This window comes from Pseudomonas shahriarae, assembly GCF_014268455.2.
GTDB classification, from domain to species: domain Bacteria; phylum Pseudomonadota; class Gammaproteobacteria; order Pseudomonadales; family Pseudomonadaceae; genus Aquipseudomonas; species Aquipseudomonas shahriarae.
In genome coordinates this window covers 3568211-3594286 of sequence record NZ_CP077085.1, presented here as the reverse complement: position 1 = coordinate 3594286, position 26076 = coordinate 3568211, and the positions used below count along the sequence as shown (strand labels likewise).

Annotated in this window: 25 protein-coding genes and 1 tRNA gene; 12 read left to right on the top strand and 14 right to left on the bottom strand. The window is 57.8% G+C overall.

Going from position 1 to position 26076, the window contains the following annotated elements; all coding sequences use genetic code 11:
* Positions 1-6 precede the first annotated feature (6 nt).
* The 6 genes from HU773_RS15885 to HU773_RS27565 all read right to left on the bottom strand — a co-directional run bounded on the left by HU773_RS15885 (position 7) and on the right by HU773_RS27565 (position 5991).
* Entirely contained in the window at positions 7-1029 is a 1023-nt protein-coding gene (locus HU773_RS15885; protein WP_057959255.1) for an ABC transporter permease, read from the bottom strand.
* Complete coding sequence (locus tag HU773_RS15880; RefSeq protein WP_057959256.1) at positions 1029-2090, bottom strand: microcin C ABC transporter permease YejB; 1062 nt, start codon at positions 2088-2090, stop codon at positions 1029-1031. The genes HU773_RS15885 and HU773_RS15880 overlap by 1 nt, the downstream gene beginning before the upstream one ends.
* Positions 2090-3949, bottom strand: a complete 1860-nt coding sequence (locus HU773_RS15875) for an extracellular solute-binding protein (protein WP_186625652.1) — start codon at positions 3947-3949, stop codon at positions 2090-2092. Before HU773_RS15875 ends, HU773_RS15880 begins: the two co-directional genes overlap by 1 nt.
* A gap of 135 nt (positions 3950-4084) precedes the next feature.
* A complete protein-coding gene (locus HU773_RS15870; protein ID WP_128592944.1) occupies positions 4085-4366 on the bottom strand; it encodes a peptidylprolyl isomerase in 282 nt (93 codons plus the stop codon).
* A gap of 80 nt (positions 4367-4446) precedes the next feature.
* A complete protein-coding gene (locus tag HU773_RS15865; protein ID WP_057959258.1) occupies positions 4447-5517 on the bottom strand; it encodes a 3-deoxy-7-phosphoheptulonate synthase in 1071 nt (356 codons plus the stop codon).
* 339 nt (positions 5518-5856) lie between these two features.
* Positions 5857-5991: a hypothetical protein gene (locus HU773_RS27565; protein ID WP_258571517.1), complete on the bottom strand. Its 135-nt coding sequence runs from the start codon at positions 5989-5991 to the stop codon at positions 5857-5859.
* A 147-nt stretch (positions 5992-6138) separates the two neighbouring features.
* On the opposite strand from HU773_RS27565, the gene HU773_RS15860 reads away from it, so the two are divergent.
* A complete protein-coding gene (locus tag HU773_RS15860) occupies positions 6139-6888 on the top strand; it encodes a carbon-nitrogen hydrolase family protein (protein WP_120733400.1) in 750 nt (249 codons plus the stop codon).
* Between the two features lie 19 nt (positions 6889-6907).
* Positions 6908-7357, top strand: a complete 450-nt coding sequence (locus tag HU773_RS15855) for a GNAT family N-acetyltransferase (protein WP_120734439.1) — start codon at positions 6908-6910, stop codon at positions 7355-7357.
* A gap of 36 nt (positions 7358-7393) precedes the next feature.
* Here the strand turns inward: HU773_RS15855 and HU773_RS15850 are convergent, their stop codons facing one another.
* On the bottom strand, positions 7394-7633 hold the full coding sequence (locus HU773_RS15850; RefSeq protein ID WP_057440874.1) for a DNA-binding protein: 240 nt from the start codon (positions 7631-7633) through the stop codon (positions 7394-7396).
* 81 nt (positions 7634-7714) lie between these two features.
* Between HU773_RS15850 and HU773_RS15845 the strand changes: the two genes are divergently transcribed.
* The 5 genes from HU773_RS15845 to HU773_RS15825 all read left to right on the top strand — a co-directional run bounded on the left by HU773_RS15845 (position 7715) and on the right by HU773_RS15825 (position 11445).
* Positions 7715-8080 (top strand): helix-turn-helix domain-containing protein, encoded by a 366-nt coding sequence (locus tag HU773_RS15845; RefSeq protein WP_057959260.1) that lies wholly within the window; start codon positions 7715-7717, stop codon positions 8078-8080.
* Positions 8081-8231: 151 nt separating this feature from the next.
* Positions 8232-8873: a response regulator transcription factor GacA gene (gacA, locus tag HU773_RS15840; protein ID WP_029293774.1), complete on the top strand. Its 642-nt coding sequence runs from the start codon at positions 8232-8234 to the stop codon at positions 8871-8873.
* Positions 8874-8889: 16 nt separating this feature from the next.
* Positions 8890-10713, top strand: coding sequence for an excinuclease ABC subunit UvrC (gene uvrC / locus HU773_RS15835; protein WP_120734438.1), 1824 nt, complete (start codon positions 8890-8892; stop codon positions 10711-10713).
* A gap of 32 nt (positions 10714-10745) precedes the next feature.
* Positions 10746-11306, top strand: a complete 561-nt coding sequence (gene pgsA, locus HU773_RS15830) for a CDP-diacylglycerol--glycerol-3-phosphate 3-phosphatidyltransferase (protein ID WP_057959261.1) — start codon at positions 10746-10748, stop codon at positions 11304-11306.
* 63 nt (positions 11307-11369) lie between these two features.
* Positions 11370-11445 (top strand) — tRNA-Gly (locus HU773_RS15825).
* A gap of 325 nt (positions 11446-11770) precedes the next feature.
* On the opposite strand, the gene HU773_RS27815 is transcribed toward HU773_RS15825, so the two are convergent.
* Positions 11771-12100: a phage integrase central domain-containing protein gene (locus tag HU773_RS27815; RefSeq protein ID WP_408980310.1), complete on the bottom strand. Its 330-nt coding sequence runs from the start codon at positions 12098-12100 to the stop codon at positions 11771-11773.
* 577 nt (positions 12101-12677) lie between these two features.
* Between HU773_RS27815 and HU773_RS15820 the strand changes: the two genes are divergently transcribed.
* Complete coding sequence (locus HU773_RS15820) at positions 12678-14804, top strand: TonB-dependent siderophore receptor (protein WP_057959262.1); 2127 nt, start codon at positions 12678-12680, stop codon at positions 14802-14804.
* Between the two features lie 238 nt (positions 14805-15042).
* Here the strand turns inward: HU773_RS15820 and HU773_RS15815 are convergent, their stop codons facing one another.
* The 4 genes from HU773_RS15815 to HU773_RS15800 all read right to left on the bottom strand — a co-directional run bounded on the left by HU773_RS15815 (position 15043) and on the right by HU773_RS15800 (position 18251).
* Positions 15043-15201 (bottom strand): YeeE/YedE family protein, encoded by a 159-nt coding sequence (locus HU773_RS15815; RefSeq protein WP_178118094.1) that lies wholly within the window; start codon positions 15199-15201, stop codon positions 15043-15045.
* A gap of 76 nt (positions 15202-15277) precedes the next feature.
* The gene (dctM, locus tag HU773_RS15810; protein ID WP_057959263.1) at positions 15278-16561 is read right to left on the bottom strand and encodes a C4-dicarboxylate TRAP transporter large permease protein DctM; all 1284 of its coding nucleotides are present in this window, start codon (positions 16559-16561) and stop codon (positions 15278-15280) included.
* Positions 16558-17190, bottom strand: coding sequence for a TRAP transporter small permease (locus HU773_RS15805; protein WP_057959264.1), 633 nt, complete (start codon positions 17188-17190; stop codon positions 16558-16560). The genes dctM and HU773_RS15805 overlap by 4 nt, the downstream gene beginning before the upstream one ends.
* Positions 17191-17255: 65 nt before the next feature.
* A complete protein-coding gene (locus HU773_RS15800) occupies positions 17256-18251 on the bottom strand; it encodes a TRAP transporter substrate-binding protein (RefSeq protein ID WP_057959265.1) in 996 nt (331 codons plus the stop codon).
* Between the two features lie 775 nt (positions 18252-19026).
* Here HU773_RS15800 and HU773_RS15795 point away from each other — a divergent pair.
* Together HU773_RS15795 and HU773_RS15790 are read left to right on the top strand one after the other, a co-directional pair.
* A complete protein-coding gene (locus tag HU773_RS15795) occupies positions 19027-20907 on the top strand; it encodes a DUF294 nucleotidyltransferase-like domain-containing protein (protein WP_057959266.1) in 1881 nt (626 codons plus the stop codon).
* On the top strand, positions 20904-21626 hold the full coding sequence (locus HU773_RS15790) for a 3'-5' exonuclease (protein ID WP_057959267.1): 723 nt from the start codon (positions 20904-20906) through the stop codon (positions 21624-21626). Before HU773_RS15795 ends, HU773_RS15790 begins: the two co-directional genes overlap by 4 nt.
* Positions 21627-21854: 228 nt before the next feature.
* Here the strand turns inward: HU773_RS15790 and HU773_RS15785 are convergent, their stop codons facing one another.
* A complete protein-coding gene (locus HU773_RS15785; RefSeq protein ID WP_057959268.1) occupies positions 21855-23522 on the bottom strand; it encodes a BCCT family transporter in 1668 nt (555 codons plus the stop codon).
* 410 nt (positions 23523-23932) lie between these two features.
* A complete protein-coding gene (locus HU773_RS15780) occupies positions 23933-24850 on the bottom strand; it encodes a LysR family transcriptional regulator (protein ID WP_057440882.1) in 918 nt (305 codons plus the stop codon).
* Positions 24851-24976: 126 nt separating this feature from the next.
* On the opposite strand from HU773_RS15780, the gene HU773_RS15775 reads away from it, so the two are divergent.
* Both HU773_RS15775 and HU773_RS15770 read left to right on the top strand, forming a co-directional pair.
* Complete coding sequence (locus HU773_RS15775; RefSeq protein ID WP_169960879.1) at positions 24977-25735, top strand: 5-oxoprolinase subunit PxpA; 759 nt, start codon at positions 24977-24979, stop codon at positions 25733-25735.
* A gap of 95 nt (positions 25736-25830) precedes the next feature.
* Positions 25831-26076, top strand: coding sequence for an acetyl-CoA carboxylase (locus HU773_RS15770; RefSeq protein ID WP_057440886.1), 246 nt, complete (start codon positions 25831-25833; stop codon positions 26074-26076).

Here is a 26076-nt window from a genome sequence, read left to right as displayed (position 1 = left end):
CGCCCTTCATGATCGTGGGTCGAAGGCGTCACGCAGCGCCTCGCCGATAAATACCAGCAGTGACAGAATCAGCGCCAGGGTGAAAAAGGCCGTGAGCCCGAGCCACGGTGCTTGCAGGTTCTGCTTGCCCTGGGCGATCAACTCACCGAGGGACGCGCTGCCCGCCGGCATGCCGAAGCCGAGAAAGTCCAGGGCGCTGAGGGTGGAAATCGCCCCGGTCAGGATAAAAGGCAGATAGCTCAGGGTGGCGGTCATCGCGTTCGGCAGGATGTGCCGGCGAATGATCTTGGCGTCGCCCAGGCCCAGGGCGCGTGCGGCTTTCACGTACTCCAGGTTGCGCCCGCGCAGGAACTCGGCACGCACCACATCCACCAGGGCCAGCCAGGAAAACAGCGCCATGATCCCCAGCAGCCACCAGAAGTTCGGCTCGACAAACCCCGAGAGGATGATCAGCAGGTACAGGACCGGCAGCCCCGACCACACTTCAAGGATGCGCTGGCCGAGCAGGTCGACCCAGCCGCCGTAATAGCCCTGCAAGGCGCCGGCGGCAATGCCGATGACGGCGCTGATCAGGGTCAGGCCGAGGGCGAACAGGATCGACACTCGCGCGCCGAAGATCACCCGCGCCAGCACATCGCGGGACTGGTCGTCGGTGCCCAGCCAGTTCACCGTGGACGGCGGGCTGGGGGCTGGGCGGGTCAGCTCGTAGTTGGGCGTGTCGTCGCTGAAGGGGATCGGCGGGAACAGCATCCAGCCGCCGTCTTGCTTGATCAGTTGCTGCACGTAGTCACTGCGGTAGTCGGCCTGGAATGGCAGTTGCCCGCCGAACTGCTGCTCGGTGTAGCGCTTGAACACCGGGAAATACAACTGGTCCTGATAGCTGAGCACCAGGGGTTTGTCGTTGGCGATCAACTCGCCGCCCAGGGTCAGGATAAACAGGCCGATAAACAGCCACAGCGACCACCAGCCCCGGCGGTTTTGCTTGAAACGTTCGAAGCGGCGACGGGCCACGGGAGACAGATTGAGCATCAGGCGTTCCTCGCGGCGAAGTCGATACGCGGGTCCACCAGGGTGTAGCAGAGGTCGCCGATCAGTTTTATCAGCAGGCCAAACAGGGTGAAGATAAACAGCGAACCAAACACCACCGGATAGTCCCGCGACACCGCCGCTTCGTAGCTCATGCGGCCCAGACCGTCGAGGGAGAAGATCACCTCGATCAGCAGCGAGCCGGCGAAGAACACACTGATAAACGCCTGGGGGATCCCGGAGATCACCAGCAGCATGGCGTTGCGAAACACATGGCAGTAGAGCACGCGCCGCTCGCTCAGGCCTTTGGCGCGTGCCGTGACCACGTACTGACGCGTGATTTCATTGAGGAACGAGTTTTTGGTGAGGATGGTCAAGGTGGCGAAACCACCGATCACCAGGGCGCTGACCGGCAGCACAAGGTGCCAGAAGTAATCGGCGATCTTGCCCAGGGTGCTCAGTTGCTCGAAGTTCTCCGACACCAGGCCGCGCACCGGGAACCAGTTCAAGGTGCTGCCGCCGGCAAAGACCACGATCAAAAACATCGCAAACAGGAAGGCCGGCATCGCGTAGCCAATGACGATGGCGGTGCTGCTCCATACATCGAAACTGCTGCCGTGGCGCACCGCCTTGCGGATCCCCAGGGGGATCGACACCAGGTAGGTGATCAGGGTTGCCCAGAGGCCGAGGGAAAGGGTCACCGGCAACTTTTCCAGGATCAGGTCGATCACCGTGGCGCCGCGAAAGAAGCTGTTGCCGAAATCCAGCTGGGCATAGTTCTTGAGCATCAGCCACAGGCGTTCGGGGGCGGACTTGTCGAAGCCGTATTGTTTTTCGATGTCTTTGATCAGCTTGGGGTCAAGGCCGCGACTGGCGCGGGAGCCACTGCTGACGCCGTCGCCGGCCGAGCCGCCGACGCCCCCGCCGCCAATCCCCTGCAAGTGGGCGATGGCTTGCTCCACCGGCCCGCCGGGCGCGGCCTGGACGATCACAAAGTTCACCAGCAGGATAATCACCAGGGTCGGGATGATCAGCAGCAGGCGCCGCACGATATAGGCAAACATCAGTGGGCACCTCGCGGCTTGCTCAGTTCGGCTTTCATCTGCTCATTGGTCAGTGGCGTGGGGCTGACTTCCCACCACGATTCCAGTGCTTCGTCGTTGCTGGCCTCGATGGCCGGGCGACCGAAGCGGTTCCACCACGCGGCCGAGGTGCCGGGCGGGTAGTAATTGGGGATCCAGTAGTAATTCCATTGCAGCACCCGGTCCAGGGCATGGGCGTAGCTGAGCATCTGTGCCTGGGTGGTGGCGCGTACCAGGCCGGTGACCAGGGTATCGACCGCCGGGTTTTGCAGGACGATGTAGTTGTTGCTGCCCGGGTCGAACGCCGACGACGAACCGAAGTAGTTGTACAGCTCCATGCCCGGCGAGGTGGTGACCGGGAAGCCGGTGACGATCATGTCGTAGTCCCGGGTCATCAGGCGGTTGACGTACTGGGACGAGTCGATGCGCCGGATGTTGAGGGTGATGCCGATCTGCGCCAGGTTGCGTTTATAGGGCAGCAGCAGGCGTTCCAGGCCGTTTTGCACATTGAGGAAGGTGAACTCCAGGGGCTCGCCGGCGGCATTCACCAGTTTGTCGCCCTTGGGCGTCCAGCCGGCGTCTTCCAGCAGGGCCAGGGCTTGTAGCTGCTTGTCGCGGATCATGCCGCTGCCGTCGGTGGTCGGCGCCTTGAACACCTGGGTAAAGACTTCGTCGGGGATCTGCCCGCGCAGGGGCTCGAGAATCGCCAGCTCCTGGGCGTCGGGCAATTGAGTGGCGGCCAGTGGGCTGTTGGAAAAGTAGCTTTGCTGGCGGATATACAGGTTGCGCATCATCTGCCGGTTGGCCCACTCGAAATCCCAGAGCATGGCCAGGGCCTGGCGCACGCGGCGGTCCTGGAACATCGGTTTTTGCACATTGAACACATAGCCCTGGGCTGTTTGCGGGGCGTGTTTGGCCAGGTGCGCGCGTTGCAGGCGGCCATCGTCCAGGGCCGGGCCGTTGTAGCCGATGGAATAGCCGGTGGCGGAGAACTCGCGATTGAAGTCGTAGGCACCGCCGCGCAGGACCTGGCGCGCGACTTCGGTATCGCCGAAGTACTCCAGACTCAGGCGGTCGAAGTTGTACAGGCCGCGGCTGACGGGCAAGTCCTTGCCCCACCAGTCGGGATCGCGCTGGAAGGTGATGGTACTGCCGGCATTGATTTTGCTGACCTTGTACGGGCCGCTGCCCAGAGGCGCTTCATAGCCGCCACCATTGGCAAAGTCGCGGCTCTTCCACCAATGCTCGGGGAACACCGGCAGGGTCGCGAGATCCAGGGGCAGGGTGCGGTTTTCATTGCTGGCGAAGTCAAAGCGCACTTGCAGCGGGCCTTCGACCTCGACGTGCTTGACGTCGGCAAACAGTGTGCGAAAGCGCAGGCTGCCCTGGGTCATCAGCAGGTTGTAGCTGTAGCGCACATCTTCTGCGGTGATCGGCTTGCCGTCGGCAAAACGTGCCTTGGGGTTGAGGAAAAATCGCAGGTACAGGCCGTCCTCGGCGCGCTCCATCTTTTGCGCGACCAGGCCGTAGACGGTATAGGGTTCATCCAGTGAGCGGTAGGCCAGGGGCGAATACACCCAGCCGTCCAACTGGCTGACGCCGATGCCTTTGTCGATATACGGCAGCACATGGTCGAAGCGACCGACCTCGAGGGCCGAGCGCTTGAGGCTGCCGCCCTTGGGGGCGTCGGGGTTTACATAGTCAAAATGGCTGAAGCCGGCAGGGTACTTGGCTGGCTCGCCGTAGACGGTCAATGCATGTTGCGGGGCTGCGAACGAGGCGGTACTCGCCAGCAGCAGGGCCAGGGTAGAGCCAACGAACGTGAGGAAATCCAGTCGCATTATCAGCCTTGAGCACCGGGTGAAGAAGGAAGGGGACTTGTACCCTAACCGTGCGCGGGTCGCCAGTCACCTGGTGACCCCGCAAACACAACGGCCCACCAAAAGGCGGGCCGTTGAGTGCTGCGAAGACGTAGATCAGTCCTGGCGGCTGGTCACTTCCAGCAGGTGATAACCGAACTGGGTTTTCACTGGGCCTTGCACGGTATTGACCGGTGCGCTGAATACGACCGCGTCGAATTCCTTGACCATCTGGCCAGGACCGAACGAACCCAGGTTGCCGCCGTCGCGGCTCGATGGGCAGCTGGAGTTGGCTTTGGCGACTACTGCGAAATCAGCGCCGCCTTCGATCTGGACTTTCAGTTCGTTGCACTTGTCTTCGGTGGCAACCAGGATGTGACGGGCGGTGGCTTTGGCCATGGTGGGTAACTCCTTGAATAAAAAAGGTGAGCGTACCGGATTCAGGCGGTTATTTCCCGGCAAAGTTCCGCTGATTTACGTCAGGCTTGATCGCGCAGACGTGCGGCTGCTTCACGCAGCAACTGCTCAGTCCCGTCCCAACCCAGGCAGCCGTCGGTCACCGAGACGCCGTAGCGCATCGACGGGCTGAGGGGCTGGCAGCCTTCGAACAAATGACTCTCCAGCATCATGCCGATCAGCGAGGTGTCGCCCTGCAAGCGTTGCTCCAGCACGTCATTGAATACCGCCGGTTGGCGCATCGGGTCCTTGCCGCTGTTGGCGTGGCTGCAATCGACCATGATCCGCGTGGCCACTTTGCTTTTGGCCAGGTCGGTCTTGACTTGGGCCACGCTCTGGCGATCGTAGTTCGGGCCACGGTGGCCGCCGCGCAACACCAGGTGGGTGTCGGCGTTGCCCGGGGTCTGGATGATCGCCGGATGGCCCTGGCTGTCGACGCCGAAGTGGCGGTGCGGGTGGGCCGCCGAACGCATGGCGTCACAGGCGATGGCTACGCCGCCGTCGGTACCGTTCTTGAAGCCGACGGGCATGCCCAGGCCGCTGGCCATTTCCCGGTGGATCTGCGATTCGGTGGTGCGGGCGCCAATGGCCACCCAACTGAGCACATCGTCGAAGTAGCCGGCGGCCATCGGTTGCAACAGTTCGGTGGCGACCGGCAGGCCCAGGCGCAGCATTTCGCGCATCAGTTCCCGCGACAGCGTGAGGCCGGCGGCCATGTCATCGCTGCCATCCAGGTGCGGGTCGTAGGCCAGGCCTTTCCAGCCGATGGTGGTGCGCGGTTTTTCGACGTAGGCGCGGATCACCAGCAGCATCTGGTCACTGACGTCATTGGCCAGCTTCTTCAGATTGCGCGCGTATTCCATGGCGGATTCGGGATCATGGATCGAGCAGGGGCCGACGATGACGAGCAGGCGGGAGTCTTGACCATTGAGAATCGCGCGGATGGCCTGGCGATGAGCGTTGACTTGCTCGGTCAGGAACGGGCTCAGGGGCAATTGGTGCTTGAGCTCAAGGGCGCTGGGCAAACGCTGGGTCAGCGCTTCATTGGCGCTGGACAGGGTGGTAACGGGCAGTGCGGCGATAGAGGAGTTCATGATTTCTGCTTCCTGGGCAAGCGGCGGGCTGTTCCCGCGCGCTCTGCCCTACTGGGGTGTTCGACAATTGGCCGTATTGGCTGCGTGTGTTGGCTTGCCACCAATAGGTGACCGATCGGAGGCGGCAGGCTGTCCCGAACGGAGCTTGCTAAATCGCCAGGCGGTGCAGGTGTCGTAACGGTAATAAGTGGTGAAGTTCATGGTGTGATTTCCTTTAAGTTCGGTGTGTAGCAAAAATTGTTCAGGGCTGGAAAAACAAAACCCCCGGTCGGGGAGCCGACCGGGGGTTAGATTTCTCTGGCAGGCGACCCCTTGAGTAGTGGGCGCCGATTTCAGGTATCAGGCGCGCCAGTGGCTAAACCAATACCCAAAATAAAAGCTGACCAGTGCGCTCAAACCGTTCACGCGGGTAGCCACGACCGAACGCTGGGCGTCGGCAGTAGGGCAGGCCTGGGTGAGAGTGAGTGGCAACATGGTGTTTCTCCAAATGATGGGGTGGAGCTTAACTGAGGGATGCCGCTGGATTCAATCAGTAATTTCTATCGCGATGAGCGACTTAGCGCTATGGCGCAAGTCCCGATATGCTGGATGGATAGTCCCAATGATTGCCAGGATGCGAGCATGACCGCTTTGATTATTGCCAGTGCCCAGACCTGTTCCATTGCTGGCGACCTGGCGGCCAATATCCAGCGTCACCTGGCGTTGATGGTTGCGGCCGCCGAGCACGGCGTACAACTGCTGGTGTTTGCGGAGTTGTCCCTGACCGGTTACGAGCCCGCGCTGGCGCGGGAGCTGGCGATTGCGCCGGACGATACGGTGCTTGCGCCCCTGCGAGAGCTGGCGCGTGAGCTGCAGATGACGGTGGTGGTGGGTATGCCGATTCGCTTGGCGTCGAGCAGCGGGGTGCTGATTGGTGCGCTGGTGTTGGCGGCGGATGGCTCATTGGCGGTGTACAGCAAGCAGCATCTGCACCCCGGTGAAGACGCGGCATTTGTGCCGGGCTCGGGTGGCAAGGCGTTGGTGTGGGGCGAGGACCGGATTGCCCTGGCGGTTTGCGCTGACTTTTCCCACGCCAGCCATCCGCGTGATGCGGCGGCGCTTGGGGCTACAGTCTATGCAGCGGGTGTATTGATCAGCGAGGGCGGTTACGCCGCAGATAGTGCGTTGCTTCAGGGGTACGCCAGCGAACACTCGATGGTGGTGCTGATGGCCAATCATGGCGGGCCGTCCGGTGGCTGGGCGTGTGCCGGGCGCAGCGCAATCTGGGGGCCTGATGGCGAGTTGATTGCGGCTGCGCCGGGGGTGGGCGACGCCTTGGTAATAGCCCGCAGGGAGGCCGGCAACTGGAGTGGTTGGCAGGTCATGCTGTAACGCAATGGAGTACGCCGCGATGGCATTCACCCTCAAGGCCGCATCGGATCAGCACTTGGCCTTTGCACGCAGCCTGACGCATCAGGCGATGGGCCATTACTATCGGCAGTACGATCTGACATGGTCCGACAAAGGCTTCGACACCGCCTGGGCCGGGCGGGAAAACTGGTTGATTTGCCAAGAGGACAGGCTGGTGGGGTTCGTCAGTCTGAGCCGCGATGACAACGCGCTGTATATTCGCGAGCTGCACATACTCGAGGATTTTCGCCGCCAGGGCGCTGGCAGTTGGGTGCTGGAGCAGATGTTCGCCAAGGCTCGGGCCGAAAGCCGGGGTTATTTGCGATTGACGGTGTTCAAGACCAATCCGGCAAAAAGGCTGTATCAGCGTCGGGGCCTGAGTATTGTCGGTGAGGAGGGCTGTTTCTGGCGGATGGAGTCTGTTTGTCTGTCAGCGCAGTCGTCCCGGTAAACCTCGCGCTCAACTTGAATCGGTGCATACTGCTCTTTAGGAGCCGATCTCCTGATCATTGCACAGGCTTTGCGCCTCGTTAAGGATGATCCCCTCTTTCATGCCCAGAAGGACCGCCACCTTATGGGCTTCTCCACGCCGCCCCTTTTTGCGCCCAGCGAGCACTTGATAGGTGGTCGCCGGGTCCACGCCATGTTCCCTGGCGAATGCCTGAACCGACTTGCCTTGATGTTCCAGCCAGGCTTTGGCTTGTGCAGCAGTACGGATTCCGGGCATAGTTCAAAACCGTTCAAGTTTGTGTAAAACGAGATGACATCGTCACCTCTTGGGGTGTGCCATAAAGGATATTACATCCAAATGAGTGGAATAGGTTCGCGCTTAAGGCAAGAAAGAGAGCGACTGGGCTTGTCGCAAAAGGTTTTTGGTGAAATAGGAGGTGTGGAGGCAAACGCACAGGGAAAATACGAAAGCGGTGGGCGCGCGCCGAAGGCCGATTACCTATCCCGCGTGGCAGAGAAGGGTGTCGATATTCTGTTTGTTTTGACAGGTAGCCCGACGCCCATCCACTTGGACAACCTGAGCCAGATCGAAGAAAAGGTCTTGGGTAACTACCGTGCGATGTTTAAAGAGGACCAGGATGCAATCCGCAGACTGACCAGCACCTTGGCAGAGCATTCCTCAGCGGCGAGTGGAAAACCCCGGTCGATCCTCAAGGAATCCTGACCTTTTGCCCAGGAAACACCCCCGCCTGCCGCTCGGCAGGCGTTCGTAGTGTATTGAAACTCTATATATATGACGCGTTCAGCTAGGTCTGTGCCTTGGTTTTTTGCTAAGGTGCTCAGCAACCTATAAGACCATTTCGCGAGGTGTCTGCTTGATTAGGGTGCTAGTAGTCGATGACCATGATCTCGTTCGTACAGGCATTACACGAATGCTGGCTGACATCGATGGCCTGCAAGTAGTCGGTCAGGCCGAGTCGGGGGAGGAATCCCTGATCAAAGCGCGTGAATTGAAACCCGATGTGGTCTTGATGGACGTCAAGATGCCGGGGATTGGTGGTCTTGGTGCGACCTGCAAACTGTTGCGCAGTCATCCGGACATCAAGGTCGTGGTTGTTACGGTCTGCGAAGAAGACCCTTTTCCTACCCGGCTTCTGCAGGCTGGCGCAGCAGGTTATCTGACAAAAGGCGCGGGGCTCGCGGAAATGGTCCAGGCTATCCGCCTGGTATTTGCCGGCCAGCGCTACATCAGTCCGCAGATTGCCCAGCAATTGGCGATCAAGTCCTTTCAGCCGGTCAGCGACTCGCCGTTTGATGCCTTGTCCGAGCGCGAGATTCAGATCGCCCTGATGATCGTCGGCTGCCAGAAGGTCCAGTCGATTTCCGACAAGCTTTGCCTGTCGCCGAAAACCGTGAACACCTACCGTTATCGAATTTTCGAGAAGCTATCAATCAGCAGTGATGTTGAACTGACCTTGCTGGCGGTTCGCCACGGCATGGTGGACGCCAGCGCCTGAAATGCAAGCCTCTGAAATAAACACCGTGTTTGATCCGAGTGCATTTCTTGCGACCTGCAGCGGCCGGCCAGGCGTGTATCGCATGTTCGACAGCGAGGCGCGCCTGCTGTACGTGGGCAAGGCCAAGAACCTCAAGAAGCGCCTGGCCAGCTACTTCCGCAAAACCGGCCTGGCGCCGAAGACGGCCGCCCTCGTGGGGCGTATCGCCCAGGTCGAAACCACCATCACGGCCAACGAAACCGAGGCGCTGCTGCTTGAGCAGACGCTGATCAAGGAATGGCGGCCGCCCTACAATATTCTGCTGCGTGACGATAAGTCCTACCCGTATGTGTTTCTGTCGGACGGTGACTTTCCGCGCCTGAGCATCCATCGCGGGGCGAAGAAGCACAAGGGTAAGTATTTTGGCCCTTACCCCAGCGCGGGGGCGATCCGCGAGAGCCTGAGCCTGCTGCAAAAGACCTTCTTCGTGCGCCAGTGCGAAGACAGCTTCTACAAGAACCGCACCCGCCCGTGCCTGCAATACCAGATCAAGCGTTGCAAGGCGCCCTGCGTCGGGCTGGTCGAGCCTCAGGAATATGCCGAAGACGTACGTCACTCGGTGATGTTCCTCGAAGGGCGCAGCAACGCCCTGGCCGACGAACTGTCCGGCGCCATGGAGCAGGCAGCCAGTGTCCTGGACTTCGAGCGGGCCGCCGAACTGCGTGACCAGGTGTCCCTGTTGCGACGGGTGCAGGACCAGCAGAGCATGGAAGGCGGTACCGGTGATGTCGACGTGATTGCGGCCTTCGTCAATCCGGGCGGGGCTTGTGTGCACCTGATCAGCGTGCGTGGTGGCCGGGTGCTGGGCAGCAAGAACTTCTTTCCCCAGACCGGGATCGAGGAGGAAGTGGCCGAGGTCATGGCCGCGTTTCTCGGCCAGTACTACGTCAGCAGTCCCGAGCGCGACTTGCCGGGTGAACTGATCGTCAACGTGGTTCACGAAGACTTCCCCGCATTGATTGACGCCATTCACGCCCTGCGCGGCCGCGAGCTGGACATCAGCCACCGCGTGCGCGGCACCCGTGCGCGCTGGCAGCAACTGGCGGTGACCAACGCCGAACAGGCCCTGAGCGCGCGCCTGGCCAACCGCCAGCACGTTGCCGCACGCTTTGAAGCGCTGGCCGACGTGCTCAAGCTTGACGAGCCACCGCAACGCCTGGAGTGCTACGACATCAGCCATTCCAGCGGCGAGGCGACCGTGGCGTCCTGCGTGGTCTTTGGTCCGGAAGGGCCGATCAAGTCCGATTATCGACGCTATAACATCGAAGGCGTCACCCCAGGCGATGACTATGCGGCCATGCACCAGGCCCTGACCCGGCGCTTCAGCAAATTGAAGGACGGCGAGGGCAAGCTGCCGGATATCCTGCTGGTGGACGGCGGCAAGGGCCAGTTATCCATGGCCCGTGACGTGCTCAACGAGCTGGCGGTGCCCGACCTGATCCTGCTCGGCGTGGCCAAGGGCACGACGCGCAAGGCCGGTTTCGAAACGTTGTACTTGAATGATGCCGCCCATGAGTTCACTTTGAAGGGCGATTCACCGGCATTGCACCTGATTCAGCAGATTCGCGACGAAGCCCACCGTTTTGCCATTACCGGTCACCGCGCCCGACGTGGTAAAACCCGGCGTACCTCCACCCTGGAAGGGGTGGCGGGGGTAGGGCCGAAGCGGCGACGCGAACTGTTGAAACATTTTGGTGGATTGCAGGAATTGTCCCGTGCCAGCATTGAAGAAATAGCCAAAGCCCCCGGAATCAGTAAAAAGCTCGCTGAGTTGATTTATGCAAACCTACACAGCGAGTAGAATGCCTTCTCACCTCGTAGCCAGTTGTGCCGATGAATATCCCTAATCTGATCACCGTTCTACGCGTTCTGCTCATACCGATTTTCATTTTGCTGTTTTACCTGCCTTATGATTGGAGCTACATGGCCTCCAGTTCGGTCTTTGCCTTTGCGGCCGCGACCGACTGGCTGGACGGCTACCTGGCACGACGCCTGGAGCAAAGCACGCCGTTTGGCGCGTTCCTCGACCCCGTGGCCGACAAGCTGATGGTTGCGGTGGCGCTGGTGCTGCTCGTGCAGGAGCACGGCAACCTGTGGCTGACCCTGCCGGCGGCCGTGATCATCGGTCGCGAGATCGTCGTCTCGGCCTTGCGCGAATGGATGGCCGAAATCGGCGCACGCGCCCACGTGGCCGTGTCCAACATGGGCAAATGGAAAACCGCTGCGCAGATGCTGGCGCTGGTCATCCTGCTGGCCAACCCGTCGAGCTTCACCTTCTGGGTGCTGCTGGGTTATGCCTTGCTACTGATCGCCGCCGGCCTGACTCTGTGGTCCATGCTGCAATACCTGCGCGCCGCCTGGCCCCATCTGCGCACGACCGTGGAAAAGAAATAAAACTTTTTTGAATCAAGGGGTTGACGGGTGGTGAGGATTCTATAGAATGCGCATCACCAAGACGCGGGAATAGCTCAGTTGGTAGAGCACGACCTTGCCAAGGTCGGGGTCGCGAGTTCGAGTCTCGTTTCCCGCTCCAAACATAGCACTGCAGAGTTCCACTGAATTCTGCAAGTGATTGAAATAAGGACCTTCGGGTCCTTTTTTCGTTGTGGCGCGAACCACTGAAATCCAGCTCCATCCAGTGCGTTAAGTCCCGAATGAGGATCTTGGATTTGGATGTGCACTGAATCGGTTTTTTGCTGGAGCAGCATGGATAGCGAGACGAGCATCTGGCCCTGACTCTGTTCAGGAGTTCGCTATGGCACTCTCGGATACGACCGTTCGGCAAGCCCGAATCACTGGCAATGACTGCACGATACTTCACTGGTTCTGCAGGCCGTCAGGATGGTAAACGGAGGGCTTTAGCGCTGAGCGCTTCTGCTTTTTCGAGGGTCTTCATGAAGGCGGGAAGCTCTGTCCATGCCAATGCTGCATGGTGCTTCACTGCACGTACTTCGGCGCGAGGAGGCAGCAGTTTGTCCCCATCGAGCAGGATTCTCACCTTCGCGCAGCCCCACGGCTTTGACCGCATCTACAACCCGTTCGATGCGGTTGCGCACACGGCTAGCGGTTTCGGGTATCACTGTCCAAATCGGCTTAAGAATTTTCAGTACGTGTTGAGTGCCAATTTCCTGCGTTGGAAGTTTGCCTATTTCTGCGAACGCATAGGGTGTCCTGCCATTGCTGTGCATGCTTGGTATTTTTCCAGCCTGGTTTGTGATCGACGATGTAGCCGAGTGCGACCTCTTTGAAAGTGGTTGCTTTCGCCTTGGCGGCATCCTGCGCTAAACGCTCAGCCTCTTTTTAGAGCCGTCGCCTTTCCAGTTCTTCATTCCGATGGGCAAGCGGATCGACGGCAGACTTGCCTCGGGGTGCCTGCCCAGTCCCATATCTCGACTCTTACCAGCCAATTTGTACCGAAAAACCCAGCTGGCGGCTGCCACCCGTTTTCGTTCCTGTCCATTCAGGCGAGGTTGTGCTCATACGCACTGTTACTTTGAGCATACAGAGCAAAATCACCCTGCTCTGCGAGTCTCTGCTTGATTTTGGTGGTAATCCTGCTGGTGGGCCTTTCTCTTTATCAGAGCAGTGTCAAACGCTGCTCCTACTTACAAGTCGTTTTTTCTGGTTTTTCGGCCGATACAAAGCAGGTATTCGATAGTTGGTAAATGAGAATCCCTGTTAAATGTGAACGATTGGTATATTGTGTGCTGCAAATTTTTTGGCAGGTTTACTTTCCATTCGGCTTATCCATTAGGTCTAACTTCCATGCGTCGTACCTTGATTTCCCTTTGCGTGCTTCAGGCGTTTTCTCCTTTTGTCTGTACGCAGGTTGCCGCTTCCGAAAATGCCAGCCTTGAGCTGCAAGCCATCAATGTCACGGGCGAAATAGACGCTGAGACGGCTCAAGGGCCGGTCAAAGGGTATCGCGCTACACGTTCTGCAAGTGCGACACGCACCGATACCGCTATCCATGAGACACCTCAGTCCATCAGCGTGGTGCCCAAAGACGTGGTAGAGGATATTGGTGCAACCCGCTTGCAGGAGGCCTTGGACTATGCCGGTGGCGTCGGCCGGGCGAACAACTTCGGTGGGCAAGGGCTTACCAGTTTCACCGTGCGGGGCTTTACAACCGCAGAGTTCTACCGCAACGGTTTTCCGATTAACCGGGGCTATCCAAGCATGCCGGACGCCAACAGCATTGAGCGTCTCGAAGTGCTTCGCGGGCCAGCGACCATGCTTTATGGCCGGGGCGATCCCGGCGGTACCTTCAACGTGGTCTCCAAGCAGCCTTTACCTGAGCGTACGGTCACATTGGGTAGCCAGTTGGACGATCAGGGTATGAAACGTGGCACCCTTGATGCTTCAGGCCCGCTGGATGAGCAAGGGCGTCTGGCTTATCGCCTGAACCTGGTGGGTGAGGGAGGAGACACCTTTCGCGACCATGTATCCACCGAGCGCTATGGGGTGACGCCTGTCCTGAGCTGGCAGGTCACGGACGACACCAAGGTGATTTTCGAAGGCGACTTCATGCGCAACAACCAGCCGCTTGACCGAGGCCTGACCCGCTTCGCCAACCAGCACGGTACGCCGTCCCGCGACACCTTCTGGGGTGAAAGATACGCCGGCAATCTGCACAACGATAACAACATGGCTCAGCTGCGTTTCGAGCATATGCTCAACGACAACTGGACCCTGGGCGGTGGTTTCCAGTGGCTGGACGGGACTATGAAGGGTAATGCTGTTGAGGCTAACGGTGCCAACAGCTTGAATGCCGATGGTCGAACACTCCAGCGCAACTTCAACTACCGCAAGCTGGACTGGACCGATAAAGACTATCAACTGAACCTGACTGGGCACTTTTCTACGGGTGGCCTTGATCACACGTTGCTGACTGGCGTCGAGTACGAAGATTACGACTACAAGTCGATCATTCGACGCTCCAGCGGCGATTTTCCAATTGACATCTTCAACCCGGTCTATGGCCAGCCACGTCCGGCGCTGACTCGTACGCCGACCCACGACAAAGAAAACCTCAAGACTTACGCAGCTTTCGTACAGGATCAAGTGGCTCTGACCGAGCGTTTAAAGGTGCTCGCTGGTGCGCGCTTTGAGCGCTTCGAGCACGAGTACGAATCCTACGTGCCCGGCGTAAAAAACTGGAACTCTGCTGACAACGCCGTCACCCCGCGCGTCGGCGTGATGTATGACCTCACTGACACTGTCGCGATCTACGCGAATGCCGCGCGCTCGTTCAAGCCCAACGCGGGTGCCAGCCGCCAAGGCGGCGGGTTTGAGCCGGAGAAGGGCAAGTCTTACGAGATGGGCGTGAAGTGGGAAGCGCTTGACCAGCAGCTGAGCGTCGACGCGGCGATCTACCAGATCGACAAGAAAAATGTCCAGGGGGACGACCCCGTTGACTCAGCCTTCAAAGTCGCTACAGGCCAGGTACGCAGTCGCGGCTTCGATTTGAATATAGCCGGCAACCTGACGCCCGAGTGGCGGGTGATCGGCGGCTATGCCTATGTGGATGCTGCAGTGACCAAAGACACTACAGTACGTACCGGGACGCGCTTGGCGAACATTCCGCGCAACAGCTTCAGCCTGCTCAATGTGTATGAATTCCAGGATGGCGCGCTGAAAGGGTTGGGCCTCGGCGGGGGGGGTAAATACGTGGCCGAGCGTGCCGGCCAGACCGCCAACAACACGTTCTCGATGGGGGCTTACACGGTCGTAGACTTGCTTGGCTACTACAAGGTCAACGAAAAGGTCAGGCTCAATCTCGACATAAAGAACCTGTTCAATCGTGAGTACGAAGAAGGTTCATTCCTGAATTTCTACGCCTACCCGGGTGAGCCACGTACGGTGCAAGTGGGGATTTCTTACACCCTTTAGCCAAATCAGAACGCTGCTCGCTGGGGCATTATCGAAAATCTCAAGTCCACCTTTGCTCAGGTGGGCTTACACCTATCGATGAAAGCGCTTTGCGCAATGGTCTGCCCCGCGAGCCTTGGCCTCTCGCATTGAACCGCAATCAGCGAAAAACGAAAAAAGAGAATCTCTGTCGGTCCCTATGCGCTGTTTAATGTAAGGAATAGGGCTTGTGTGGCCTCCTTATACCAATACGAAATCATCAACAGCCCCAGCACAAATGTAGCTCGCCGGCGACATCCCCGGGCACCGGGCGTAGCAGACCGCCGACGATGCCGCTGATGCCGGCGATACGTCCATTGAACAGTATCAACAGCACGGCGCCCGTACCGATCAATAAGCCACCGCCCCATGCACTCATCGGTGTGGCTCATATCGATCATAGCGATTTCCTTTTAGGGACCTCGCGGAGGATGCCTGGTTGGGGAGGGCGGGCATTAATTCATGCCCAGCCAGTTGGGCAGTGCCAGTGCAATCCAGGGTACATAGGTAATCAGCACCAGGAACAGCAGCAACAGCACCAGCCAGGGCATGGCTGCCTTGATGGTGGCAGGCACTGACATGCCGGTCACCGCGGACGTCACGAACAAGTTCAGACCGACCGGGGGTGTGATCAAGCCGATCTCCAGATTGACCACCATGATGATCCCAAGGTGAATCGGGTCGATACCCAGCTTTATGGCAATTGGAAAAAGGATCGGCGCCAGGATCAGGATAATGGCCGAGGGCTCCATAAAGGCGCCAGCCACCAACAAGACAATGTTCACCACCAGTAGGAAGGTCACCGGTGTCAGCCCCGCCTCGATCACCCAGGCCGTGATTTGTTGGGGTAACTGCTCGGTGGTTAATACATGAGCAAAGAGCATGGCGTTGGCAATGATGAACATCAGCATGATGCTCAACTTGGCGGCGTCCAGCAGCACTTTAGGGGTCTCGCGAAACGTCAGATCCTTATAGACGAACAAGGCGATGAACGCTGAATACACGGCAGCAACGGCGGCGGCTTCCGTCGGCGTGAACATCCCGGTGTAAATGCCACCCAGGATGATCAGCATCAACAGCAATCCCCAGATGGCTTTACGCGCAGCACTCAGAAACTCACGCAGGGTTGCACGTGGCAGGGCCGGTAAGTTTTTCTTAACGGCGACGATGTAGATCGCCACCATCAGCGTTATCCCCAGCAACAGGCCTGGTATGACGCCGGCCATGAACAGCTTGCCAACGGATGTCTCGGTGGCGGCGGCATAAACCACCATCACAATTGAGGGTGGTATCAGGATACCCAGTGTGCCCGCGTTACAGACGATTCCCGCGCCGAATGCCTGCGGGTAGCCAGAGCGCACCATGCCGGCAATGGCGATCGAACCTACCGCCGCAACCGTCGCGGGGCTGGAGCCGGAAAGGGCTGCAAACAGCATGCAGGCCAATACGGCGGCGATGGCCAGCCCCCCACGAATATGGCCGACGCAGGCGTTGGCAAAGTCGATCAGTCGGCGTGCGACGCCGCCGGTGGTCATGAAGGCGCCTGCAAGCAAGAAAAACGGAATCGCCAGCAGGGTGTAGTGCTCCGACGTTTCAAACAACTTTATTGCAAGGGAACGTACTGAGTCTGGGCTGAAAAATACAAGGGTCAGCGAGCCCGCCAAGCCCAAGGAAATGGCAATGGGCACACCAATGAACATCAATGCGAAGAGTGCCGTGAACAGGAAGGCAATGGTCATGGTTTATTGTCCTCGTGCTCGGTCAGTTTCATCACGTCAGCGGCTTCATCGGCCAGGCCGAGACCGGTTTGGCGGTGCAGCAGGATGCGCACGAAAATTTCAGCGAAACGGATGAAAACCAATGCAAAACCCACGGGGACAATCAGCCCTATGTGCCACTGCATGATCCCGAAATGGCCAAGGTCCTCGGCGCCTATTCCCGCCGACATCAAGGTATGAATCCACTCGAAGCTGGCCGTACTGAACAGGCCGGCATAGAGCAGGCAGCAAAGACAGGCCAAGATTCCAATGAGCCGCTGGACGGGTTTACTCGCCAGCTTTACCAGCGCGTCAACGCCAATATGCCCGGCGGTGCGCACGCCATAGGACAGGCCGAAGAAGATCAGCCAGCCGAACAGCGCCTTGGTGAGTGCGGTGCTCCAGGTCATGGCTTGAGCCATGCTCATGACGCCATCACCCATGGCAAACAATACGTTACTGGCGCCTTCCCAGTTGTCGGCAAGACGGTAGAAAAGCGTATAGAGATTGTTGAGAATGACATAGACGAACGTTACCAATGTCATGGCGGCCAGAAGGAAGACAATGAAGCCTTCCTCGAAGTGTTCCCAGATGCGCCGAAAGGCCTGCATGGATGGCATCTCCCGTATCGTAATGACTGGCAGGTGCTACCACGTCGGTAACACCTGCCTCCCGGTCATTGAGCCGTGTTGGCGGCTTGCGCAGCGGTGATCAGCTCAGGGCCAATATCAGCTTCGAATTTTTTCCAGACGGGTTTCATCGCGGCTCGCCATTGCTCGCGTTGCTCAGGAGTCAAGGTAATGATTTCGGTGGTTTTGGCGGCAATGATGCTTTGCTTGGCGTCCTGATTGAGCTGTTCGGCCTCTTTGTTAACTTGCGCGGTAACCTGCACGATGATCTTGTCCAGTTCACTGCGAATATCCGGCGGCAGACCGTCCCAGAACTTGGTGTTAGTGATCAGCATGTAGTCCAGCACACCATGGTTGGATTCGGTGATGTATTTCTGTACCTCATGCATTTTCTGGCTGTAGATGTTCGAGTAAGGGTTTTCTGCACCGTTGACTACACCGGTCTGCAAACCCTGATACACCTCGGCAAAGCTCATTTTGCGCGGGTTGGCGCGCAAGGCCTTGAACTGCTCCTCAAGCACGGCGGAAGCCTGCACCCGAAACTTCAGGCCTCGGGCATCCCCAGGAACACGCAGCGGTTTGTTGGCCGACAACTGCTTCATCCCATTGTGCCAATAGGCCAGGCCGGTGATGTTTTTACTCTCCATGGACTTAAGCAGTCCCTGGCCCTGCGGGCTCATCTGGAAGCGGTCAACTGCAGCGATGTCATCAAACAGAAAGGGCAGGTCGTACAGCTGGAGGGTCTTTGTGTATTGTTCGAACTTGGCCAATGACGGCGCAATTAACTGCACATCCCCCAACAACAGGGCTTCCATCTCTTTGCCATCACCAAACAACGATGAGTTGGAATAAACCTCGACCTTGACCTTACCGGGTAAGCGTTCCTCTACCAGCTTCTTGAACATCAGTGCGCCCTGGCCCTTGGGCGTATGGTCGGCGACGACGTGTGAGAACTTGATGATGACTGGATCAGCTGCCATGACTGCACTCATGCTCCCTAGAGCAAGCGTGCAGGCGAGTGCCTTACAGATGGATTTGAACATTTTGGGGGAATCCTCTTATTTTTGTATTTTTTGGCCAACGCTCTGACGCGCATTCGGTTATACGGCCAAGACTCCAGTCTAGGCAAAAACATCACTTGGTGCAGGAGCGCAAGCGTGGCAATGGAAAGCGCCACTGAGCAGTTTCCGAATCTTCTGCCCCTGTGCGACACCCGCGGTGTCAGATTGGGCCAGGTCCTGGGGGGCGGCCTCCTAGTATTCGCCCAGTTATACCGCCCGATATTGCTTCTAGGTAGTTTCCGAGACTATTCAATAGCCTGCACAGGTCGCTAACTTGGGGGTATGCCGTACTGGAGTAGAGCGCACTTTTAGACAGGCGTTGCCCGGCCGCTAAACTTGCGTGTCTCGCACCGTGTTCAGGGTCCCGAAAAATAAGGTTACTGAATATGTCGGAGACGCCTACTCCCAATAGAACCCTTTATCCGCTCTGAAGGCCTCATCCTGGCAGGTGGCGCAGCGGTCGCGCAATCGCTCATCTCCTGCGCAATCATCGCCGGCAGGATGCCCATAAATATTTGTAACTTATGTGCTTTGGCGATAGCACCTGCGCTATGCATTCAGCGAATGCCGCTCCTGCCGGTATTGCCAATATGACGGCCAGCCGTTGCGCAGCAGTTATTGCAACTCTTGGCGTAGATTAGACGTGGCGCTTGATCCTTGTATCGGGATGTGATGTGGTGGGCCACACAGAAAGACGACTGTCCTTTGTCATTTAGGGCGCTCGCAACTTTAGTTCTTTTGAGCATTTCGAGGTTTCATGCAAATCGAGTTACAGGAGATTAGCGACCACCTCTATCGTTTCGCTCCATTTGATACGCTACCAAAGGAAACGGTAGACGCCATCGCCCGGCGGGTAGAAGTGAGTTATTTCAAGGCCGGCAGTGACATCCTTGAAGCGGGCGCAATCATTCATGACTTGCACTATGTCCGTAGCGGTGCGGTGGAGATTTACCGGCGCAATGGCGAACTCTATAACCGACTTGTCGAAGGCGACCTCTTCGGTCAGGCCGGTTTGTTGCGCAGTAACAAGGTGCGTTTTCCCGCCAGAGCCTTGGAAGATAGCCTGATCTATTACATACCCGCCAATATCTTCGCTGAACTGTGCGCACAGCATGATGCTTTCGCCGACTTCGTTGAAGCTGAGGGGCATTCCAGGCTCAAGACTGCCGTAGAGGCGCAGGGGCGGGCGAGTGAGCTTATTCAGCTCAAATGCCGAGGCCTTATCTCTCGGCCCTTGGTGTGGGTCACGTCGGATACCTGTGTCGGCGACGCGGCAAAAATCATGACAGAGCAAAGTGTTTCTTGCGTTCTGGTGATGTCATCAGCGGGCTTGCAGGCGGCTGAAATCCAAGGGATTGTGACCGATCGGGACCTTCGCACACGCGTTGTCGCGGAAGGCCGAAACGCTGACGAAACGTCTGCCCGAGACATCATGACGGCCGAGCCGGTAGCGATAGGCGCAGACGACTCAGTGTTTGAAGCGATGCTGGTGATGTTGCGCCGTAATATTCACCATCTGCCGGTGGTCCATCTTGGCCATCCGATCGGGCTGATCAACTTGTCGGATATCATCCGCTACGAGTCACACAGCAGTTTGTACCTGGTAAACAGAATCTCTAACCAGACGTCGGTCGACGGTTTGAAATCGCTTTTGCGTGACCTGCGCGGAACCTACATCCGCATGGTGCGTGATGGCGCGACGGCGCACATGATTGGCAGCGCGATTTCTGGTATTGGCCGAGCCTTTACCCAACGTTTGCTGGAGCTCGCAGAGAAAAAGCTGGGGCCGCCTCCGGTGCCTTACTGCTTTATGGTGCTGGGCTCCATGGCACGTGATGAGCAGCTATTGGTGACGGACCAGGACAACGCCCTGGTGCTCGACGACCGCTTCGATCCGATCCAGCACGATGCATACTTCCGCGCGTTGGCGACGTTTGTGAGTGATGGCCTGGCCGCGTGCGGTTACAGCTATTGCAAAGGCGGGATCATGGCGACGAACGATCAGTGGCGTCAGCCGCTGAAGGTATGGCGAAGTTATTTTGATCAGTGGATCGAAAAGCCTAATCCGACGACGTTGCTCAATAGTTGTATTTTTTTCGACCTGGATGGTGTGTTTGGCGAACTCGAGCTTGTCCAGGAACTTAAGGTTCTGTGTGCTCGAAAATCCAGCGCACATCCTGTTTTTCTAAGTGCCATGGCTCGAATTGCCCTTAACCGGACACCGCCATTGGGCTTTTTCCGGACCTTTGTGGTTGAGACAGATGGGCAGCATAAACGGATTATCAACCTCAAGGGGCGAGGCACTGCACCGCTGACTGATCTGATCCGTATCCACGCGCTCGCGTGTGGCAGTACTGCGCAGAATTCATTTGATCGCATGGATGCCATCGCGAACAGCAACGTCATTCCGCCTGAAGCATTAAAGCAACTCCGATACGCGCTGGAGTTCCTGTCGATGGTGCGAATTCGACATCAGGTTGATGCACTGGAGCAGGGAGCTGCGCTTAACAATTACATTGAGCCTGAGCGCTTTTCCAATAGTGAGCGGCATAACCTCAAAGAGGCGTTTCAAGTCTTGAGTAATGGCCAGAATTTCTTGCGCTTCCGTTATCCCTCCAAGGGTCGCCTGTCCTCATGAACCACGTGAAAGCGCAGCCCAATCATAAAATGCTGGAGTGGTCCGCGCGGTTTGAGACGCTGGCAGGCGAGGCCGTTAACAGCCGCTTGCGACAGTTCTATCAAGCCGGCGCGGTCTCGGCACAGGCATCCATTGAAAGCGTGCAATTGCTGGCCTTGGACGTAGAAACCACCGGCCTTGATGCACAGGCTGACAGTATTGTGAGCATCGGCGTCATGCCGTTCACGCTGCAGCGCATTTATTGTGGGAGTTCGCTTTACTGGGTGATAAAGCCAGCGTCCGAGCTGAAGGAAAAGTCAGTGACGTTTCATCACATAACCCATGCTGAAATTTCAGATGCTCCCACCTTTGAGCGGGTGCTGGCGCCATTGCTGGAGGCCATGGCAGGTAAGGTGATGGTCGTCCATTACCGGAATATTGAGCGGGCCTTTCTGGATCAGGCAGTGCGTAGCCATTTAGGGGAGGGGTTTGAGTTTCCGGTCATCGATACGATGCAGTTAGAAGCCCGTCTACACCGGCGAAAACGCGGGTGGTTCGCCCGACTTATGGGGCGCTCACAACCGTCCATAAGGCTGGCGGATAGCCGAGCGCGCCTTGGCCTTCCGGCTTATCACGCTCACCATGCATTAACCGATGCCCTGGCGACGGCAGAACTGTTGCAGGCGCAAGTAGCGACTCATTACTCAACGTCCACGCCTGTTGGCGAGTTATGGAACTGAGTCGCCGCTTGAAAGTGAAACGCTTGCGGCTGTCTGACGGACCTTCCTGAGGCCTCCGCTTGGGCCGATGGATCTCGCTTTGAGATGCATTTGGGTGTTGGGCCTGCCGTCATTATCCGCCTTGAGCAAATGGGCATTGACTCGCTAGCGGTACTCAGGGTGACGCCATCTGCGCAGACGATGGCGTCACGGGGGGGGGGCTGCGCGCTGACAGCGGCAGCCTATTTGCTAGCGAGGCTCAGACATCAGTCCTTTCACGAGGGATATGCACCCCAGCATTAATACGATTGCGAAAGGCAACCCTGTAGACACTGCCATTGCCTGCAATGCCACAAGACCGCCGCCCAGCAGGAGAGCAATAGCAATAACGCCCTCGATCACTGCCCAGAACACACGTTGAGGCACCGGCGCATCCACCTTGCCGCCGGCGGTGATTGTGTCGATTACCAAGGAGCCTGAGTCCGAGGAGGTAATAAAGAACACAATGACCAGAACGATGCCCAGGAATGAGGTGATCTCTTTAAGCGGCAACTCCCCCAGCATGGCAAACAACTTCAGTTCCAGCACAGCGTCCTTGACGCCCATCAGGCCCTGTAAGGTCGTTTGGTCAATGGCCGTTCCACCGAACGTTGTCATCCACAGCACAGACACCACTGAGGGGACGAGCAAGACCGAAATCAGAAACTCTCTGACCGTTCGACCACGACTGACGCGGGCGATAAACATCCCTACAAACGGCGACCAACTGATCCACCACGCCCAGTAGAAGGCTGTCCAGCCTTGGGTGAATTGAGTGTCAGTGCGGCCGAATGGATTTGACAGCGCCGGCAGGTATTCAACATACGTCACCAGGTTACTGAAGAACCCGGTGAAGATGGCCAGGGTCGGCCCCACTACGATGATAAATACCAGTAAGAGAAACGCGAGTCCCATATTGATCTGGGAAAGCATTTTGACGCCCTTGTCCAAACCGGAAAGGACTGACCACAGCGCGATCAAGGTGATGCCAACGATCAGGACAACTTTGCTGAGATTTGTCGATTGTATCCCGAAGAGATATTCAATCCCCGCAGCAGCCTGTTCTGCGCCAATGCCCAGAGAGGTCGCCAACCCAAATAGTGTGGCGAATACCGCGAGAATATCGATGAGATGCCCCGGCCATCCCCAAACGCGCTCACCCAGTAACGGATAGAAAATTGAGCGTATCGACAGCGGTAAGCCCTTGTTGTAAGAAAACAATGCCAGGGACAACGCCACAATTGCATAGATCGCCCAGGGATGAAGTCCCCAGTGAAAGATCGTAGCGGCCATGGCCAAGTCGGCGGATGCTTTCATATCGCCTGCTGCACCGCCCAACGGTGCCCAGTCCGTACGCACTCCGCTCGCATCGACGGTCACGCCTCCCATGGATGCCGCGTAATGCGACATGGGTTCGGCTACGCCATAAAACATCAACCCAATGCCCATGCCCGCGGCAAACAGCATTGAAAACCATCCGACGTAGGAGTGGTCTGGTTTGGCATCTCTGCCGCCCAAACGCACCTTTCCCAGCGGGGAGAAAATCAGCGCAATGCACAGCACCACAAAAACATTCGCAATGCTCATGAAGAGCCAGGCGAGGTGGCTGGTTAACCAGTTCCGGATGGCGCTGAAGAGGGGCTCTACTTCATTTTGCAGTGCCAATGTCAAAATCACGAACAGTAAAATTGTGGCAGCTGAAATGATGAATACTTTGCCGTGGATATCGAGCGAGAATGAAAACTCTCCCTTGATATTGTCTTGACCGATGACGTAGTCAGTGTCGATCAGATTGGCAGCCCCACTAGGCGCAGGAATACCGTCCTCACTGGGGACGTTTGGGGTGTTCGGTCGATCATCCGTAGGCTTTTCAACCATAAGAATCTCCTTGTTGTTGGCACGTCTTAACGTGTAGTTGTGATTATCCCCGCTGTTCCTATGGTAAAACGAGATGTAAGCGCGTTTATCCTAACAAGCTTTGAGAATAAAACCGGCAAAACTTGCCTATTGCACAGCCCTTCGATCGAATAGTTCACAACCACATGACTTGATTTTGGGCTTCAATCTGTTCGATTGAGTGCAATGAACAGGTTTGCGCGGGCCAGATCAATGCCCCATCAGCTTATGTATCCCGTCCGGTTTGGCGTGAGCGCCAAAGCGTTCCACGATCGTGAAAGTTGCCCGCTTCATACCGATGAGGTTTACGTGAAGTCCTTCGCGACGCCGCTTCAGTACGGGTAGCCCACCGTGCGTGGCTCCCGGTCATCCTTGATTAAAATCGCAAGTTTTCAGCGTCGTGCGAAATGCTGTTGGGGCGTTAGAAATGTGTGGTGGAAATAATTTCGAAATGCGTGCATCGCCGAGCTGAATTCACGTTCGCGATGCCACGCCAGGCCGACGCTCATGGGGGTCACCTGATCGGAGATGGTCAGGGTTTCAATGCGCTTTCCTTCCAGCGACCAGGGGCGGTGTACCAGGTCTGAGAGGATCGCAACGCCGTTACCATTGGCTACCATGCTGCGCACCGCCTCGACGGAACTGGTGCGCACTTTGACGTCCGGCTGAAAGTTTGCGAGTTCCCAGTAACGCATTGCACTTTGTTCGGCTTCGTCGACGGTCAGGAGAATGTAGGGCTCTTGCGCCACATCGGCGAGGCTCACGGCCGAGCGCTCGCAAAGGGCATGGCCGCTGGGCAGCCATAGCCGGCGCTCGGAGTTGAAGAGCGTCTCCGAGACGATGTCCGGGTGGGTCAGGTTCGCGGTGAGCACCACTGCCATGTCGAATCGACCTTCCAACAGACCCTGCTCGATGGCCGTGCGTTCTTGTTCGTGCACTTCGATGGCCACGTCCGGATGCCAGTGCTCAAGTCGTTGCAGGTGGTGCGGCAAGAAGTAACCGATCACCGTGTAGCTTGCCGCCAAGCGCAATACACCACTGGCGCGGATGTCCGGCAACGGGCTGTTCAACGCATCATCGACGCTGCGCAAAATCACGTAGGCCCGATTCAAAAAGTGCCGCCCGGCATCGGTCAGGCTCATGCCCTGGGCCGAGCGCTGGAACAACAGTGTACCGAGGATGCCTTCCAGCTCCTTGATCGCCGTGGTCACGGCCGATTGGGAAATATTTAACTGAATCGCCGCTTGAGAAATTTGCCCGATCTCGGCGGTGGCGACGAAATAGCGAATCTGGCGCAGGGTCAGTGACATAGGCTCTCCTGGTGAGCGCGTATCTGTTTTTCAGAAGACAGCCTATCTGATAATAGATCTTCCCAAGGGGGAGAGGAGGAATCTAACGTGGCCTGCAAGAAGTCACAAGCGTTGGGAGCAAGCGTCATGCAGGCAGTAGATTTCAACTCGGACATGGGCGAAGGGTTTGGCCCTTGGACCATCGGCGATGGCGTCGACAATGAGCTGATGGGCTTTATCAGTTCGGCCAACATCGCCACCGGTTTTCATGCTGGCGACCCCAGTACCATGCGACGTACCGTCGAGCATGCCAAGCGTTTGGGTGTGGCTATCGGCGCGCATCCGGGGTTTCGCGACCTGGTTGGTTTTGGCCGTCGGCACATCAATGCGCCGGCCCAGGAACTGGTCGATGACATGCTCTATCAGTTAGGCGCCTTGCGTGAACTAGCCAGGGTTCAGGGCGTAGCCTTGCAACACATCAAGCCCCACGGCGCGCTCTACATGCACCTGGCCCGGGACGAAGAGGCTGCGCTTTTGCTGGTGGAGAACCTCCAGCGTCTGGAGCCGGAGTTGCTGCTGTATTGCATGCCCGGTTCCGTGATCTGGCGGATTGCCACGGACCTTGGCCAACCGGTGATTCGCGAGTTCTACGCCGACCGCGAATACGACCTCAGCGGCTCCATCGTCTTCACTCGCAACGTGCGGGCTTACGACCCGATCCAGGTCGCCGAGCGAGTGCTGCGTGCTTGCCAACTGGGCGTGGTGCGTACCGTCGAGGGCGAAGACCTGGCGATTGAATTCGATTCCATCTGTTTGCACAGCGATACGCCGGGCGCCCTGGCGTTGGTCGAAGCAACGCGTCGTGCCCTCGATGACGCGTGTATAGAGGTCCGATCACCGCGCTGAGACCGAATAAAAATACTTGGCACACACACGTCTGGGTTTGCCCACCCAGGTACTTTTTTGCCTGCCTTTCTACAACTATTCCAAGAGGAACAGACATGGCCGAACACAGTGTAATCACCCCGTTGCCGGGGTCCTTCTACCGCAAAGCGACTCCGGAATCGGCGAACTACGTCGAAGTGGGCGCTCAGGTCAGCGCCGATACGGTGATTGGCCTGATTGAGGTCATGAAGCAGTTCTCCGAACTGACCGCCGGGACGGCTGGTCGTCTCAGCGCATTCCTGGTAGAAGACGGTGATCCGGTGGAGCCGGGTCAAGTCATCGCAACACTCGACGTCGAGTGA